11 protein-coding genes are annotated in these 14,726 nt (G+C 70.3%); 6 read left to right on the top strand and 5 right to left on the bottom strand.

Annotation, left to right across the window (positions count from 1 at the left end; all coding sequences use genetic code 11):
• Positions 1-123 precede the first annotated feature (123 nt).
• From GQ57_RS33615 to GQ57_RS33600, 4 genes are all read left to right on the top strand, one after another.
• Positions 124-1,548: an amino acid permease gene (locus tag GQ57_RS33615; protein ID WP_034200123.1), complete on the top strand. Its 1,425-nt coding sequence runs from the start codon at positions 124-126 to the stop codon at positions 1,546-1,548.
• A gap of 223 nt (positions 1,549-1,771) precedes the next feature.
• Positions 1,772-4,708 carry a molybdopterin oxidoreductase family protein gene (locus tag GQ57_RS33610; protein WP_031401363.1) on the top strand — a complete coding sequence of 979 codons (2,937 nt, stop codon included), beginning with the start codon at positions 1,772-1,774 and terminating at the stop codon, positions 4,706-4,708.
• A gap of 16 nt (positions 4,709-4,724) precedes the next feature.
• Positions 4,725-5,471, top strand: coding sequence for a 4Fe-4S dicluster domain-containing protein (locus GQ57_RS33605; RefSeq protein WP_031401362.1), 747 nt, complete (start codon positions 4,725-4,727; stop codon positions 5,469-5,471).
• A gap of 37 nt (positions 5,472-5,508) precedes the next feature.
• On the top strand, positions 5,509-6,456 hold the full coding sequence (locus GQ57_RS33600; RefSeq protein ID WP_031401361.1) for a dimethyl sulfoxide reductase anchor subunit family protein: 948 nt from the start codon (positions 5,509-5,511) through the stop codon (positions 6,454-6,456).
• Between the two features lie 32 nt (positions 6,457-6,488).
• Here GQ57_RS33600 and GQ57_RS33595 read toward each other — a convergent pair whose 3' ends face one another.
• Positions 6,489-7,241, bottom strand: a complete 753-nt coding sequence (locus GQ57_RS33595) for an IclR family transcriptional regulator (RefSeq protein WP_034200122.1) — start codon at positions 7,239-7,241, stop codon at positions 6,489-6,491.
• A gap of 176 nt (positions 7,242-7,417) precedes the next feature.
• Here GQ57_RS33595 and GQ57_RS33590 point away from each other — a divergent pair, with 176 nt between their 5' ends.
• Together GQ57_RS33590 and GQ57_RS33585 are read left to right on the top strand one after the other, a co-directional pair.
• Positions 7,418-8,407 (top strand): AAA family ATPase, encoded by a 990-nt coding sequence (locus GQ57_RS33590; RefSeq protein ID WP_031401359.1) that lies wholly within the window; start codon positions 7,418-7,420, stop codon positions 8,405-8,407.
• Positions 8,404-10,122 (top strand): cobaltochelatase CobT-related protein, encoded by a 1,719-nt coding sequence (locus GQ57_RS33585; protein WP_034200121.1) that lies wholly within the window; start codon positions 8,404-8,406, stop codon positions 10,120-10,122. The genes GQ57_RS33590 and GQ57_RS33585 overlap by 4 nt, the downstream gene beginning before the upstream one ends.
• Positions 10,123-10,233: 111 nt before the next feature.
• Here the strand turns inward: GQ57_RS33585 and GQ57_RS33580 are convergent, their stop codons facing one another.
• The 4 genes from GQ57_RS33580 to GQ57_RS33565 all read right to left on the bottom strand — a co-directional run bounded on the left by GQ57_RS33580 (position 10,234) and on the right by GQ57_RS33565 (position 14,548).
• Positions 10,234-11,001: a sulfite exporter TauE/SafE family protein gene (locus GQ57_RS33580; RefSeq protein WP_034200120.1), complete on the bottom strand. Its 768-nt coding sequence runs from the start codon at positions 10,999-11,001 to the stop codon at positions 10,234-10,236.
• Positions 10,998-12,032, bottom strand: coding sequence for a phosphate acetyltransferase (pta, locus tag GQ57_RS33575; protein ID WP_034200119.1), 1,035 nt, complete (start codon positions 12,030-12,032; stop codon positions 10,998-11,000). Before pta ends, GQ57_RS33580 begins: the two co-directional genes overlap by 4 nt.
• Positions 12,033-12,159: 127 nt before the next feature.
• Positions 12,160-13,977, bottom strand: coding sequence for a sulfoacetaldehyde acetyltransferase (gene xsc, locus GQ57_RS33570; RefSeq protein ID WP_031401355.1), 1,818 nt, complete (start codon positions 13,975-13,977; stop codon positions 12,160-12,162).
• A 172-nt stretch (positions 13,978-14,149) separates the two neighbouring features.
• Positions 14,150-14,548, bottom strand: coding sequence for a nuclear transport factor 2 family protein (locus GQ57_RS33565; RefSeq protein WP_031401354.1), 399 nt, complete (start codon positions 14,546-14,548; stop codon positions 14,150-14,152).
• Positions 14,549-14,726 lie beyond the last annotated feature (178 nt).

Below are 14,726 nucleotides of genomic sequence, written 5' to 3'. Positions count from 1 at the left end.
AAGAACAGCAACGCAAATCCGTGCGGGCGGGGCTGCGGCCCTGCACGCGCTGTCGCCGGCTGCGTTCGCGTTCACCCGACGGTGACGCGCGGGCGGCGCCGGACAACTGGATATGGAGAAGACATGCAACCCTCGATGGAACAGAGTGACCTCAAGTGTGGGCTCAAGCAGCGCCACATGACGATGATCGCGCTTGGCGGCGTGATCGGTGCCGGGCTGTTCGTCGGCAGCGGCGTGGTGATTCAGCAGACCGGGCCGGCCGCGATCCTGTCGTTCCTGATCACGGGCGGGCTGGTCGTGCTCGTGATGCGGATGCTCGGCGAGATGGCGTGCGCGATGCCGGCCGTCGGTTCGTTCTACGAATACGCGCGGCTCGCGTTCGGCAACTGGCGCGGGCCCGGCAAGATGGCGGGCTTCCTGACCGGCTGGATGTACTGGTATTTCTGGGTGATCGTCGTCGCGCTCGAGGCGGTCGCGGGCGCCAAGCTGATCCAGTTCTGGCTGCCCGATACGCCGGCCTGGATCATCAGCCTCGCGCTGCTGATCGTGCTGACGCTCACGAACCTGATTTCGGTCGGCAGCTACGGCGAGTTCGAATTCTGGTTCTCGTCGATCAAGGTCGGCGCGATCATCGTATTCCTGTTCCTCGGCGGCCTCTACGTGCTCGGCCTGTGGCCCGCGTCGCTGCACACCACGGCGGTGCTGCCCACTCTGCTCGGCCACGGCGGCTTCATGCCGCTCGGCATCGGGCCGGTGATGAGCGGGGCGGTCGCGGCCACCGGGTTCTACTTCGGCGCCGAGATCGTGACGATCGCGGCGGCCGAGGCGAAGGAACCGGCCAAGGCCGTCGCGAAGGCCACCAACTCGGTGATCACGCGCGTGCTGGTGTTCTACGTCGGCTCGGTCGCGCTCGTCGTCGCGCTGGTGCCGTGGAATTCGCACCAGATGGCCACGCCGTACGTCAGCGCGCTGGAAGCGATGGGCCTGCCGGCCGCCGCCAACGTGATGAACGCGATCGTGCTGACGGCGGTGTTGTCCGCGCTCAACTCGGGGCTGTACGCGGCGTCGCGGATGCTGTTCGCGCTGACCCGCCACGGCGACGCGCCGGCCGCGCTCGCGAAGGTCAACAAGCGCGGCGTGCCGGTGCGCGCGATCCTGCTCGGCACGGTGTTCGGCTACGTGTCGGTCGTGATGTCGTACGTGTCGCCCGACACCGTCTTCGCGTTCCTCGTCAACTCGTACGGCACCGTCGCGCTGTTCGTGTACGTGCTGATCGCGTTCTCGCAACTGCGCCTGCGCAAGCGCCTCGACCCGGTCGCCGCCGGCAAGCTGCGCGTGAAGATGTGGGCGTACCCGTACCTCACCTGGGTTGCGATCGTCGGCATGCTCGGCATCCTCGTCGCCATGGCGTTCATTCCGGACCAGCGCAAGCCGCTGTGGCTCGGCGTCGCGAGCCTCGGCGTGCTGGTGGTCGCATACGGGCTGACGCGCCGCGGCCGCCGCGAGCATCTGGACGACAGCGAACTGCTGGCGTACCCGCCGCGGTAACGGGCGGCAGCGCCTGACGCCGAAGGCCCGGTGCGCGCGCCGGGCTTTCGCGCATGCGGGGGGCGGCGGCGCGCCGATGGCGGGGCGGCCAACTATCGGGCCGACCGATAGGACCGATCGGCGGATGCGACTTTATATCGGCCGCCTGCCGGCATAGCATGGATGAACCGATTCACGGGCGCGCCCCGGCAGGGCGCGCCGTTACCCGCGATCGAGGAAGACGATGGAACATCGGGCACGCGAGCGCGACGAGCAGGCCGAGGTCAGGACGACGACGTGCTACATGTGCGCGTGCCGCTGCGGCATCCGCGTACACCTGCGCGACGGCGAAGTGCGCTACATCGACGGCAATCCTGAGCATCCGCTGAACCAGGGCGTCATCTGCGCGAAAGGTTCGTCGGGCATCATGAAGCAGTACTCGCCCGCGCGGCTCACGCAGCCGCTGATGCGCAAGCCGGGCGCCGAGCGCGGCGACGCGCAGTTCGAGCCCGTGTCGTGGGAGGTCGCGTTCGACGTGCTCGAAAAGCGCCTCGCGCACCTGCGCGCGACCGACCCGAAGCGGTTCGCGTTGTTTACGGGCCGCGACCAGATGCAGGCGCTGACCGGCCTATTCGCGAAACAGTTCGGGACACCGAACTATGCGGCGCACGGCGGGTTCTGCTCGGCGAACATGGCGGCCGGGATGATCTACACGATCGGCGGCTCGTTCTGGGAGTTCGGCGGTCCCGATCTCGACCGCGCGAAGCTGTTCTTCATGATCGGCACCGCCGAGGATCACCATTCGAATCCGCTGAAGATCGCGCTCGGCAAGTTCAAGCGCGCGGGCGGCCGCTTCATCGCGATCAACCCGGTGCGCACCGGCTACGCGGCGATCGCCGACGAATGGATTCCGATCCGCCCCGGCACCGACGGCGCGCTGTTCATGGCGCTGATGCACGAGCTGATCGCGCGCGATGCATTCGACGTCGAATTCGTGTCGCGCTTCACGAACGCGGCCGAGCTGGTCGACCGGCGCGACGGCGCCGACACGTTCGGGCTGTTCGTGCGCGACGCCGGCGCGCCGGAACTCAACCCGCTGTATCCGCAGAACCGGATGTGGTGGGACCGCAGGACGAACCGCGCGGTGCTGCACCACACCGAGGGCGCCGAGCCGGCGCTCGACGGCCGCTACACGCTCGACGACGGCACGCCCGTCGCGCCGTCGTTCACGCTGCTGCGCGAACAGGTGGCCGCCTGCACGCCGGAATGGGCGGCCGACATCACCGGCATCGCGGCCGACACGATCCGCCGCCTGGCCCGCGAGATGGAGACGGTCGCGCGCGAGCACGCGATCGAGCTGCCGGTGCGCTGGACCGATTCATGGGGCAAGACCCATGCGACGGTGAAGGGCGTGCCGATCGCGTTTCATGCGATGCGCGGGCTCGCCGCGCATTCGAATGGCTTCCAGACGATCCGCGCGCTCGCGGTGCTGATGTCGCTGCTGGGCACGATCGACCGGCCGGGCGGGTTCCGGCACAAGACGCCGTATCCGCGTGCGGTGCCGCCCTCGGCGAAACCGCCGAACGATCCCGACCAGATCCGGCCGAACACGCCGCTCGCCACCGGCCCGCTCGGCTGGCCGGCGGGCCCCGAGGACCTGTTCGTCCATCCGGACGGTACGCCCGCGCGGCTCGACAAGGCGTTCTCGTGGGAGTACCCGCTCGCGGTGCACGGGCTCATGCATTCGGTGATCACCAATGCGTGGCGCGGCGATCCCTATCCGATCGACACGCTGCTGATCTTCATGGCCAACATGGCGTGGAATTCGTCGATGAACACGACGGAAGTGCGCAAGATGCTGGTCGACAGGCGCGACGACGGCGAATACCGGATCCCGTTCCTCGTCGTGTGCGACGCGTTCGCGTCGGAGATGACGGCGTTCGCCGACCTGATCCTGCCCGACACGACCTACCTCGAACGGCACGACGTGATGTCGGTGCTCGACCGGCCGATCTCCGAGTTCGACGGGCCGGTCGATTCGGTGCGCGTGCCGGTGGTGCCGCCGACCGGCGAGTGCAAGCCGTTCCAGGAGGTGCTGATCGAACTCGCGAGCCGGCTGAAGTTCCCGGCCTTCACGACGGCGGACGGGCAGCGCAAGTACCGCGACTATCCGGATTTCGTCGTCAATTTCCAGACCGCGCCGGACTCCGGCACCGGCTTCCTGATCGGCTGGCGCGGCAAGGACGGCGACCGGGCCGTCGTCGGCGAGCCGAATCCCGACCAGTGGAAGCGCTACGCGGAGAACAACTGCGTGTACCACCACCGGCTGCCGGAGGCGCTGCAGTACATGCGCAACTGCAACGGCCCGTACATGCAGTGGGCGGTCGACAACGGGATGCGCAAGTTCGGCGTGCCGATCGTGATCCAGCTCTATTCGGACGTGATGCAGAAATTCCGGCTCGCCGCGCAGGGCCGCACGTCGGGCCGCCAGCCGCCCGACCATCTGCGCGAGCGCATCGCGCGCCATTTCGATCCGCTGCCGTTCTGGCACCCGTCGCTCGAGAGCGGGCTGACCGATGCGGGCCGCTATCCGCTCGCGGCGATCACGCAGCGGCCGATGGCGATGTATCACTCGTGGGATTCGCAGAACGCGTGGCTGCGGCAGATCCACGGCGAGAACCACCTGTTCGTGAACCCCGTGACGGCCGCCGCGCAACGGATCGACGACGGCGCGTGGATCTACGTCGAATCGCCGTGGGGCAAGGTGCGTTGCCGCGCGCGTTACAGCGAGGCCGTCGAGCCCGGCACCGTGTGGACGTGGAACGCGATCGGCAAGGCGGCCGGCGCATGGAACCTCGGCCCGCAGGCGGGCGAATCGCAGCGCGGCTTCCTGCTCAACCACGTGATCACCGACGAGCTGCCGGATGCGGCGCGCGCCGGTGCGCGGGTGTCGAATTCGGACCCGGTGACGGGGCAGGCCGGCTGGTACGACGTGCGGGTGCGGATCTATCCGGCCGAGGCCGACGCCGCGACGACGCTGCCGCAGTTCGCGCCGATGCCCGCGCTGCCCGGCACGCCGCGCGTGCTGCAGCGCGTGCAGGCGTATTTCGCGGGAACCGGCGCATTCGCCGCGCGGCTGCGGCGCGCCGCGTCGGCCGGCCCGAAGCCCGACGAACGCTGAGCGAAGGAGTGCAACCATGACCCAGATGGCCCTCGTCATCGACCTGAACGTGTGCGTCGGCTGCCATGCCTGCGTGACGAGCTGCAAGGAGTGGAACACGTCGGGCGAAGCCGGCAGTCTCGCCGATCTGCGCCCGTACGACGACGATCCGTCCGGCACGTTCTTCAACCGCGTGCAGACCTACGAGGCCGGCGTGTTCCCGCTGACCGACACGATCCATTTCCCGAAGTCGTGCCTGCACTGCGAGGATCCGCCGTGCGTGCCGGTGTGTCCGACCGGCGCGAGCTACAAGCGCAAGTCGGACGGGATCGTGCTGGTCGACTACGACAAGTGCATCGGCTGCAAGTACTGCGCATGGGCCTGCCCGTACGGCGCGCGCGAGCTCGACGAAGGGCGCAAGGAGATGACGAAGTGCACGCTGTGCGCGGATCGCATCGACAACCCGGCGCTCGCCGAACGCGACCGCAAGCCGGCCTGCGTGCTCGCGTGCCCGACGTCGGCGCGCCTGTTCGGCGACGTGCACGATCCCGAGTCGGACGTGTCGCGCGCGATCCGCGAGCGCGGCGGCTATGCGCTGATGCCCGAGTGGGGCACGCGGCCGTCGAACCACTACCTGCCGCGCGTGAAGACCGAAGCGTCGTGTGCGTGCGGCGGCGCCGGCGGATGCGGCGACGCCCCGGACGGCCGCGACGAAGGCGCGTCGTTCGAGGCGCGCGCGGCGCGCGGCGATCTCGATCTCGTGTCGCTCGCGACGCGGCGCTGAGTGCGCCGCCTGTCCATCAGAACCAGACGGAGTTTCCATGCGTCCCGCCTTTTCGGTCGTTTTCCTCACCACGCTGTGCGGCGCCGCACAGGGCCTGCTGCTGACGCTCGTGCTCGTCGAGGCGCTCGCGCGGCCGGCCGGCCTCGACGTGGCCGCCGCGTTCTACGTGACCGGCGCCGCGCTGTCGGTCGGGCTCGGCGCGCTCGGCCTGCTCGCATCGTTCTTCCATCTTGGCCATCCCGAACGCGCATGGCGCGCGATCGCGATGTGGCGCACGTCGTGGCTGTCGCGCGAGTGCATCGCGCTGCCGGTGTTTCTCGCGTGTGCGTTCGCGTACGGCGCGGCGCACCTGTTCGGCTGGCCCGGAACGCTGCTGATCGGCGCGGCCGGCGCGCTGGCGAGCATTGCGTTGTTCGTCTGCACCGCGATGATCTATGCGTGCCTGCGCTTCCTGCAGGAATGGGCGAGCCCGCTGACGCTCGTGAACTTCGTGCTGCTCGGCTGCGCGTCGGGGTGCACGCTCGCGACGGCCTGCGCGGCGTGGCTCGCGCCGGCACTGGTCGGCCGGCTCGCGGCGGCCGCCTGCGTGCTGACGCTGGCCGGCGGCGTCGCGCGGCTCGCGTCGCTCGCACGCAATGCGCGGCTGCGGCCGAAGTCGACGGTACAGAGCGCGACCGGGATCCGCCACGCGAAGGTCGAGCAGAAGTCGCGCGGCTTCACGGCCAGCGCGTTCAACACGAAGGAGTTCTTTCACGGGCAGGCGAGCGGCACGCTGCGCGCGGTGAAGGCCGGCTTCCTGACCGGCGCGTTCGCGGTGCCGTTCGTGCTGACCGGTGCGGGCGCGCTCGCGCCGACGTCGGCCGCGGCGGCCGTCGCGCTCGGCGCGGCGTTCGTGATCCAGTATGCGGGCCTGGTCGCGGAACGCTGGTTCTTCTTCGCGGATGCGCGCCATCCGCAGAACCTGTACTACCAGCGCGCGTCATGACCGTGCGCGTGCGCCGCCGCGCCGGGCCGGTGCTAGAACGTGGCCGCGAGTGCGCGCGCCGCTTCCTGCAGGCGCGGCACGTGGTCGAGCAGCCGCGACAGCGGCGCGCGCGACACGGGCGCATGAACGGCGACCGCGGCGAGGCAGGCGCCGTCGTCGCCGACGATCGGCGCGGCGACGCACACGATGCCCGCGACGAATTCCTCGTTGTCGATCGCGATGCGCGTGTGCGCGGTGCGGTCGAGTTCGGCTTCGAGCAGTTCGGGATCGGGGATCGTGTTCGGCGTATAGCGCGGCAGCGCCAGCGCGCGCACCAGCGCGGCGCGTTCGTCGCGCGGCAGCAGCGCGAGCAGGAGCTTGCCGCTGGCGCTGCAGTGCGCGGGCACGCGCGAGCCGGGCTTCAGGTCGAGCCGCAGCGGCCAGTCGGCCTCGACGCGGTCGAGATAGACGACTTCGGTGTCGTGCAGTGCGGTCAGGTTGCAGGTTTCGCCGAGATCGGCGACGAGCCGTTCGAGGATCGCGTGGCGCAGCCGGCGCGCGCCCGCATGCAGCATCACGCCGGTGCCGAGCCGGGCGAGGCGCGGGCCGACCGCGTAGGCGTTCCTGCGGCCCGGCTCGCGGATCACGAGGCCGCCGGCTTCCAGCGACGCGAGCATGCGGTGCAGCGACGCCTTCGGGATATCGACGTCGCGCGCGAGATCGGCGAGCGACACGGCTTCGCCGGCCTGGACGAGATGTTCGAGCAGCGCGAAGGCGCGCAGCGTGGGCGTATCCGCGGGCAGCATGGCGGGCGTTCCGGAAACTGGACTGCGGCCATTGTACCGAACGCCCCGGCGGGGCGACCGCGCGCGGGCGGCCGCGCGGCATGCATTTTCGGCGGCGGAACCGTGCGTTCCGCCGGCAGGATCGACGCGGGCGCGAACGACGCCCGCGCAACAGGCGACGACAGGAGCGCAACGCAATGGATGGGGTGACGAACAAGCCGGACTGCATGGTGTCGGTCCGCGAACGGTTCGGTTTCGATTCGGACCTGACGGTGCCCGCGTTCAGCGCGCGCGACGATCACGTGCCCGACATCGACGACGCATACCGTTTCAACCCGGACGTCACGCTCGCGATCCTCGCGGGCTTCGCGCGCAACCGCCGCGTGCTCGTGCAGGGGATGCACGGCACCGGCAAGTCGACGCACATCGAGCAGGTCGCGGCGCGGCTGAACTGGCCGTGCGTGCGCGTGAACCTCGACGGCCACGTCAGCCGGCTCGACCTGGTCGGCAAGGACGCGATCGTCGTGCGCGACGACGTGCAGGTGACCGAGTTCCAGGAGGGGATCGTGCCGTGGGCGCTGCAGCGGCCCGTCGCGCTGATCTTCGACGAATACGACGCGGGGCGGCCCGACGTGATGTTCGTGATCCAGCGGATCCTGGAGCGCGACGGCAAGTTCACGCTGCTCGACCAGAACCGCGTGATCCATCCGCATCCGTCGTTCCGGCTGTTCGCGACCGCGAACACCGTCGGGCTCGGCAACCTGAACGGGCTCTATCACGGCACGCAGATGCTCAACCACGCGCAGATGGACCGCTGGAACGTGGTCGCGACGCTCGACTATCTGCCGCGCGACGAGGAGATCGGCATCGTGCGCGCGCGCGTGCCGGCGCTCGCGGACGATGCCGGCCGCCCGTTGATCGAATCGATGGTGAGCCTCGCGGAGCTGACGCGCAACGGCTTCGCGACCGGCGACCTGTCGACGCTGATGTCGCCGCGCACGGTGATCGACTGGGCCGAGAACTGCGGGATCTTTCGCGATCCGGCGCTCGCGTTCCGGCTCACGTTCCTGAACAAGTGCGACGACGCGGAGCGGCCCGTCGTCGCCGAGTATTACCAGCGCTGTTTCGGCGAGGAGCTGGCGGTCGCGTCGCGCGCCGGCGGCAACGGGCCCGGAGCGGGACGGTGAGCACCGATCGCGACGCCGCGCGCCGCGCCTCGGCGCGCGAGGCGCTGGGCGCGTCGACCGTGCGCGCGCTGACGCGGGACGCGACGCTGCATTACCGCGCGGGCCGCGTGTGCCGCGACCTGCGGCCGCTGCCGATCCATGCGCCGCACCTGCGCGCGCAGGCCGACGACGATCCCGCGTCGTGGCGTGGCGCGGCCGACGGCGCCGCGCTGCGCATCCTGCACTCGGATGCGGAACTGCATCGCACGCTCTCCGGCGACGATCCGGTCGAACGCGTGCTGTTCGAGCTGCTCGAGCAACTGCGCTGCGAATCGCTGGCGCCGCCCGCGCTGCGCGGCGTCGTGCAGAACCTGCGGCATCGCTTCGAAACCTGGTCGCGCGCGTTTCATCGGTCGGGGCAGGCCGACACGCATGTCGGGATCCTCGTGTACACGGTCGCGCAGATCGCCTGGTCGCGGCTGACGGGCTGGCCGGTGCTCGCGGAAACGGAAGACCTGATCGAAGCGCCGCGCGCCGCGATCGTGCCGGAGATCGGCACGCCGCTCGCCGGGCTGCGGCGCTGCCGGCACGACCAGCGCGCCTTCGCGGAGCATGCGCGGGCGCTCGCGCGGCGCATTGCGGCGATGATCCGCGACGCGCGCGCGGCCGTCGTCGACACGGAGGCGGAAGACGCGCGCCGGCAGGACGACGCGCTGACGCAATTCTCGCTGTGGGTCGACTTCGACGAGACAGGCATCGACTTGCCCGCGCTCGTGGAGACGGGCGACAGCGTCGTGCTGCACGGCGGCGATGCCGTCTATCGCGCGTACACGACGCGTTACGACCGCGAATTCCGGCCGGCCGCGCAGATCCGCGCGGCGCTGCTGCGCACGTATCGCGAGCGGCTCGACGCGCAGGCGGCCGCGCAGCGGATTCACGTCACGCGGCTCGCGCGCGTGCTGCGCGCGGCGCTCGTCGTGCCGCAGGCCGACGGCTGGTCGTTCGGCGAGGAGCATGGCCGTCTCGACGGCCGCCGGCTCGCGCAGCTCGTCAGTTCGCCGGCCGAGCGGCGGCTGTTCCGGCTCGAACGCGTGCGGCCGCGCGCCGACTGCGTGCTCGCGTTCCTGATCGACTGCTCGGGGTCGATGAAGGCGTGGATCGACGGCGTCGCGCTGATGGTCGACACGCTGGCGCGCGCGGGCGACGCGGCGGGCCTCGCGACCGAAGTGCTCGGCTTCACGACGCTCGCGTGGAACGGCGGTCGCGCGCGGCAGGACTGGCTCGCGCGCGGCAAGCCGCGCCACCCGGGGCGGCTCAACGAAACCGGCCATCTCGTGTTCAAGGATGCGGACACGCGCTGGCGGCATGCGCGCACGGGCATTGCCGCGCTGTTCAAGTCCGACCTGTTTCGCGAAGGCGTCGACGGCGAGGCGGTCGAGTGGGCGTGCGCGCGGCTCGCGGCGCGGCCGGAGGCGCGCAGGATCCTGGTCGTGATTTCGGACGGCAGCCCGATGGACGGCGCGACGGCGCTCGCGAACGATCCGTACTACCTCGACAATCATCTGAAGCAGGTGGTCGCGCGCCAGTCGGCGGCCGGCCGCGTCGAGGTGCTGGGGCTCGGCGTCGGGCTCGATCTCGGCCCGTACTACCGGCACCGGCTCGCGATCGATCTCGCGTCCGCGCCCGACATGAAGCGGCTCGTCGAAATCGCCGGCTGGATCGGCGCGCGGCGGTGACGCGGAGGACGACAGCGGATACGGCCGTGGCTGCGGTTGCGGTTGCGGCGATGCGCGGGCGCGGGCGCGGTTCGCTGCGATGCGGTGCGTCGCGGCGAGTGCCGCGCGGCGTCACGCGCCGTGCAGCAGCGGCGGCAATGCGGTCGCGATCAGCCCGACGCCGATCGCCGTCAGCACGCCGAACGCGAGCCGGCGCAATGCGACCGCCGACAGCGGCGGCGGGTAGCGGCGCGCGGCGACCGTCGTCAACATCACGACCGGCGTCGCGAGCGCGGCCAGCAGCCAGATGTCGCGGTCGAGCTGGCCTTCGCATGCGCTGGTGAGCACGCGGGTGGCCGAGGTCGTCGTGAACAGCACGATCAGCGCGCAGCGGATCTGCACGAGCGTCAGCGGCTGCCGGTAGAACTGGAAGATCAGCGGCGGGCCCGACACGCCGAACATCCCGCTCAGCAAGCCGCCGAACAGGCCGCTGACGAAGAAGCTGCGGTTGTCCGAGCGCGCCGTGAGCGGCGCGGGGCGCAGCGCCGCGCTCAGGCCGCCGTACAGCACGACCGCGCCGAGGATCAGTTGCAGGAGATCGGCGGCGGAGCGGCTCAGGCATTCGAGCAGCACCACGCCGGCGACGACCGAGGGCAGAATGCCGAGGGTGGCCGCGCCCACCGCGCGCCAGTCGATGTGATGCAGCCGGCCCGGCAGCGCGGTCGCGCCGTTCGCGAGCGACACGATGCTCATCAGCGTCGCGACGGTCGCGAGCGGCGCGAGCCCGAACCCGCTCGTCGCGCCCATCACGATCATCCCGAGCCCGAAGCCCGTCACCGTCTGGAAATAGCTGCCGGCGCCGATCACCGCGATCAGGATCGCCAGTTTGTCGGCCGTCATGCGGGCGCGGCCTCGCCGGCTGCGGCGCGCCGCGCGGCCGCCTGGGCCTGCACGGTGGTCGTCGCGATCACGTGGTACACGTCGTCGGCGCTGCAACCGCGCGACAGGTCGTTCGCGGGCCGGCGCAGCCCCTGCAGCAGCGGGCCGACGGCTTTCGCGCGGCCGATCCGCTCGGCGAGCTTGTAGCCGATATTGCCGGCTTCGAGGCTCGGGAACACGAGCACGTTCGCATGGCCGCCCACCTGCGAATGCACGATCTTGCGCTCGGCGATCTCCGCGACGATCGCCGCGTCGAGCTGCACGTCGCCGTCGATCGCGAGCGCGGGGCGCCGCTCGCGCACGCGCGCGGTCGCCTCGGTCACCTTGTCGACGGCCGCGTGATGCGCGCTGCCGCTCGTCGAGAACGACAGCATCGCGACGCGCGGCGCCTCGCCGAGCAGCGCGTGCGCGCTGTCGGCGGCGGCCATCGCGATCTCGGCGAGCTGGCCGGCGTCCGGATCGACGACCAGCGCGCAGTCGGAGAAGATCAGCCCGCCCTTGATCGTGTGGAACGGCTCGCACAGCATCATCAGGAAGAAGCTCGACACGATCCGGAACGCCGGATCGACGCCGATCAGCTGGATCGCCGCGCGCACGACGTCGGCCGTCGCGTGCACGGCGCCCGCGACCGAACCGTCGGCGTCGCCGAGCCGCACCATCAGGTTCGCGTGGCAGAGCGGGTCGAGCACCGCGTCGCGCGCGGCGTCCGCCGTCATGCCCTTGCCTTTGCGCAGTGCGTGCAGCGCGTCGGCATATGCGTCGCGGCGCGGCGCGACGGCCGGATCGACGAGCGTCATGCCGTCGAGATCGATCGCGTCGCGCGCGGCCGCCGCGTGGATCGCCGCGCGGCGGCCGACGAGCACGATCCGCGCGATGCCGTCGCGCGTCGCGCGCGCGGCGGCGTGCAGCACGCGCGGATCGTCGGCTTCGCACAGCGCGATGCGCATCGGCTGGCGGCGCGCGGATTCGAGTATGCGGTCGAGGGCTTTCATCGTTCGCTCGGGAAGGAAAGAAAAACGGCCGGAAGCGGCAGCCCGCACGGGGCGCGGCGTCCGGCCGGAAGGCCGGCCGCGCGAGAGGGGCGCACGACCGGCGGCGGGGCGCGTCAGCGACGCGGCGTCACACGTAGTCCTTGTACTTGTCGAGCATGCGCACCGGCTTCGACAGCGCGTCGCGGCGGAACGGATCGCCGAGCTCGCGCGTGCACATGATCTCGATGATCGTCGTCTTGCCTTCGTTCATCTGCATGTCGATCGCGCGCTTGAGCGCCGGGCCGACGTCCTCGAGACGGTCGACCGTGATGCCTTCGGCGCCCATCGCACGCGCGATCGCCGCGAAGCTCTGGTTGTCGAGTTCGCCCGCGACGAAGCGGCGGTCGTAGAAGTCGACCTGGTTCTTCTTCTCCGCGCCCCACTGACGGTTGTGGAACACCACGGCCGTCACCGGGATGCGGTGGCGCACGCAGGTCATCGTTTCCATCAGGCTCATGCCCCATGCGCCGTCGCCCGCATACGACACGGCCGGGCGGTGCGGCGCGGCGACCTTCGCGCCGATGATCGTCGGGAACGCATAGCCGCAGTTGCCCCAGCTCATCGCCGCGAAGAAGCTGCGCGGCTTGTTGAAGCGCAGGTAGCTGTTCGCGACCGAGTTGATGTTGCCGATGTCGGTCGACACCATCACGTCCTCGGGCATCGCCTTCTCGAGCTCGCGCAGCACCTGGCGCGGGTGCAGGTACTGGCCGCCGCTGAACGGCTTCTCGTGCTTCTGCTCCTCGATCATGTCGAGGCTGTACGCGTCGCGCTCGTGCGTCCAGTCGTCGAGTTCCTTTTCCCACGCGGCCTTTTCGGTCGCGATCTGGTCGGCGCGTTCGCCGCGCGATGCGTCGCTCGCGAGCGTGCGGCCCGCCAGGCGCTGCACGAGCGCGACGGCCGCGGCCTTCGCATCGCCGCAGATGCCGACCGAAATCTTCTTCACGAGGCCGAGCATCTTGTGGTCGGCGTCGATCTGGATGATCTTCGCGTCCTTCGGCCAGTAGTCCATCCCGTGCTGCGGCAGCGTGCCGAACGGCCCGAGACGCGAGCCGAGCGCGATCACGACGTCCGCGCGCGACAGCAGCTTCATCGCCGCCTTCGAGCCCTGGTAGCCGAGCGGGCCGCACCACAGCGGGTGGTTCGCCGGGAACGAATCGTTGTGCAGGTAGCTGTTGACGACCGGCGCGCCGAGCCGTTCGGCGAGCGCCTTGCATTCCTCGATCGCGTCGGCCATCACGACCCCGCCGCCCGAGATGATCACCGGGAACTTCGCCTGCGCGATCAGTTCGGCCGCGTCGTCCAGGCTCTGTTCGCCGCCGGCGCCGCGATCGAGCCGGCGCGGTTGCGGGATCTCGACCTTGACCTTGCCGTAGAAGTAGTCGCGCGGGATGTTCAGCTGCGTCGGACCCATCTCGGCCTGCGCGCGGTCGAAGCAGCGCGCGGTGAACTCGGCCATCCGCGCCGGGTGCGTGACGTGGCCCTGGTACTTCGTGAACTCCTGGAACATCGGCAACTGGTTCGCTTCCTGGAAGCCGCCGAGGCCGATGCCCATCGTGCCGGCCTCCGGCGTGACGATCACGACCGGGCTGTGCGCCCAGTACGCGGCCGCGATCGCCGTCACGCAGTTGCTGATGCCGGGGCCGTTCTGGCCGATCACGACGCCGTGGCGGCCCGACACGCGGGCATAGCCGTCGGCCATGTGGCCCGCGCCCTGTTCGTGCACGACCGGGATCAGGCGGATGCCGGCCGGCGCGAAGATGTCCATCGCGTCCATGAACGCGGAGCCCATGATGCCGAACATGTCGGTCACGCCGTTGGCCGCGAGGGTCTCGACGAAGGCTTCGGACGGCGTCATGTCCTGCGGGCCGCTGGCCGTCACGCGCGGGGAAGTGGTTTGGTCGCTCATGGGTTGTCTCCGATCGTTCAATGAATGGAACATCTCGTTCCAGATGCTATGTGCGGCGAAAAGCCGGTCAAGTCATTCCGCCCGCTGGCGGGGAATGTGGAATGAAATGGAATGATTCGTTTCAAAATGCGCGTCGGGCGGCGTGCCCGGACGATGCGCGAGGCGTGCGCGCTCAGGCCGGCTGTTTCGGCCGTTCCTTGCGGAACGCGCGCTTGACGGCGATCAATCCGTCACGGAATTCGAACAGGTCGCAGCCTTCGGCCTCGATGCGCCAGCCTTCGGCGTGCGTGCCGGTGAACACCCACTCGGATACGCCGCGCTCGCCGGCGACGTAGTGGCGGCCGTGCCCCCAGTGCGCGTCGGGAAAGGTCTTGAAGACCGCCTCGAACGCGGCGCGCACCGCGTCGCGGCCGACGAAGCGCGTGCCGTGGATCTCGGGGCCGCCGGCCGCGTCGAACACGCAGTCCTCGGTCATGAAGCCCATCAATGCATGGGCGTCGTGCCGGTTGAAGGCGTCGGAAAACGCCGCGAGCGTGGCGGCCGTGACGGGGGCGGTGAGCGTGTCTGACATGACGTGTCTCCTGTCGAATGGTGGGCGTGCCGCAAGGCGCTGGCGCGCATGCGGTTCGCGGTATCGACACGTTAGTGAGCGCTCGTTTTTGACGGTAGCGCCAGTCGGGAGGTTTCGCTTGGGCCAGCAGTGAGGTCGATCCGTATCGGGGCGGGGGCGGGGCGGCGTGATACGTGCC

Source organism: Burkholderia sp. MSh2 (assembly GCF_000731655.1).
In the GTDB taxonomy this organism is placed as follows: domain Bacteria; phylum Pseudomonadota; class Gammaproteobacteria; order Burkholderiales; family Burkholderiaceae; genus Burkholderia; species Burkholderia paludis.
The sequence above is the reverse complement of the archived record's forward strand: the minus strand, read 5'-3'. Positions and strand labels throughout refer to the sequence as shown.

Excerpts from the sequence above, each read along its gene's own strand:
- GQ57_RS33615 (WP_034200123.1), top strand. The coding sequence starts at position 124 with ATGCAACCCTCGATGGAACAGAGTGACCTCAAGTGTGGGCTCAAGCAG.
- GQ57_RS33610 (WP_031401363.1), top strand. The coding sequence starts at position 1,772 with ATGGAACATCGGGCACGCGAGCGCGACGAGCAGGCCGAGGTCAGGACG.
- GQ57_RS33605 (WP_031401362.1), top strand. The coding sequence starts at position 4,725 with ATGACCCAGATGGCCCTCGTCATCGACCTGAACGTGTGCGTCGGCTGC.
- GQ57_RS33600 (WP_031401361.1), top strand. The coding sequence starts at position 5,509 with ATGCGTCCCGCCTTTTCGGTCGTTTTCCTCACCACGCTGTGCGGCGCC.
- GQ57_RS33595 (WP_034200122.1), bottom strand. The coding sequence starts at position 7,241 with ATGCTGCCCGCGGATACGCCCACGCTGCGCGCCTTCGCGCTGCTCGAA.
- GQ57_RS33590 (WP_031401359.1), top strand. The coding sequence starts at position 7,418 with ATGGATGGGGTGACGAACAAGCCGGACTGCATGGTGTCGGTCCGCGAA.
- GQ57_RS33580 (WP_034200120.1), bottom strand. The coding sequence starts at position 11,001 with ATGACGGCCGACAAACTGGCGATCCTGATCGCGGTGATCGGCGCCGGC.
- pta (WP_034200119.1), bottom strand. The coding sequence starts at position 12,032 with ATGAAAGCCCTCGACCGCATACTCGAATCCGCGCGCCGCCAGCCGATG.
- xsc (WP_031401355.1), bottom strand. The coding sequence starts at position 13,977 with ATGAGCGACCAAACCACTTCCCCGCGCGTGACGGCCAGCGGCCCGCAG.
- GQ57_RS33565 (WP_031401354.1), bottom strand. The coding sequence starts at position 14,548 with ATGTCAGACACGCTCACCGCCCCCGTCACGGCCGCCACGCTCGCGGCG.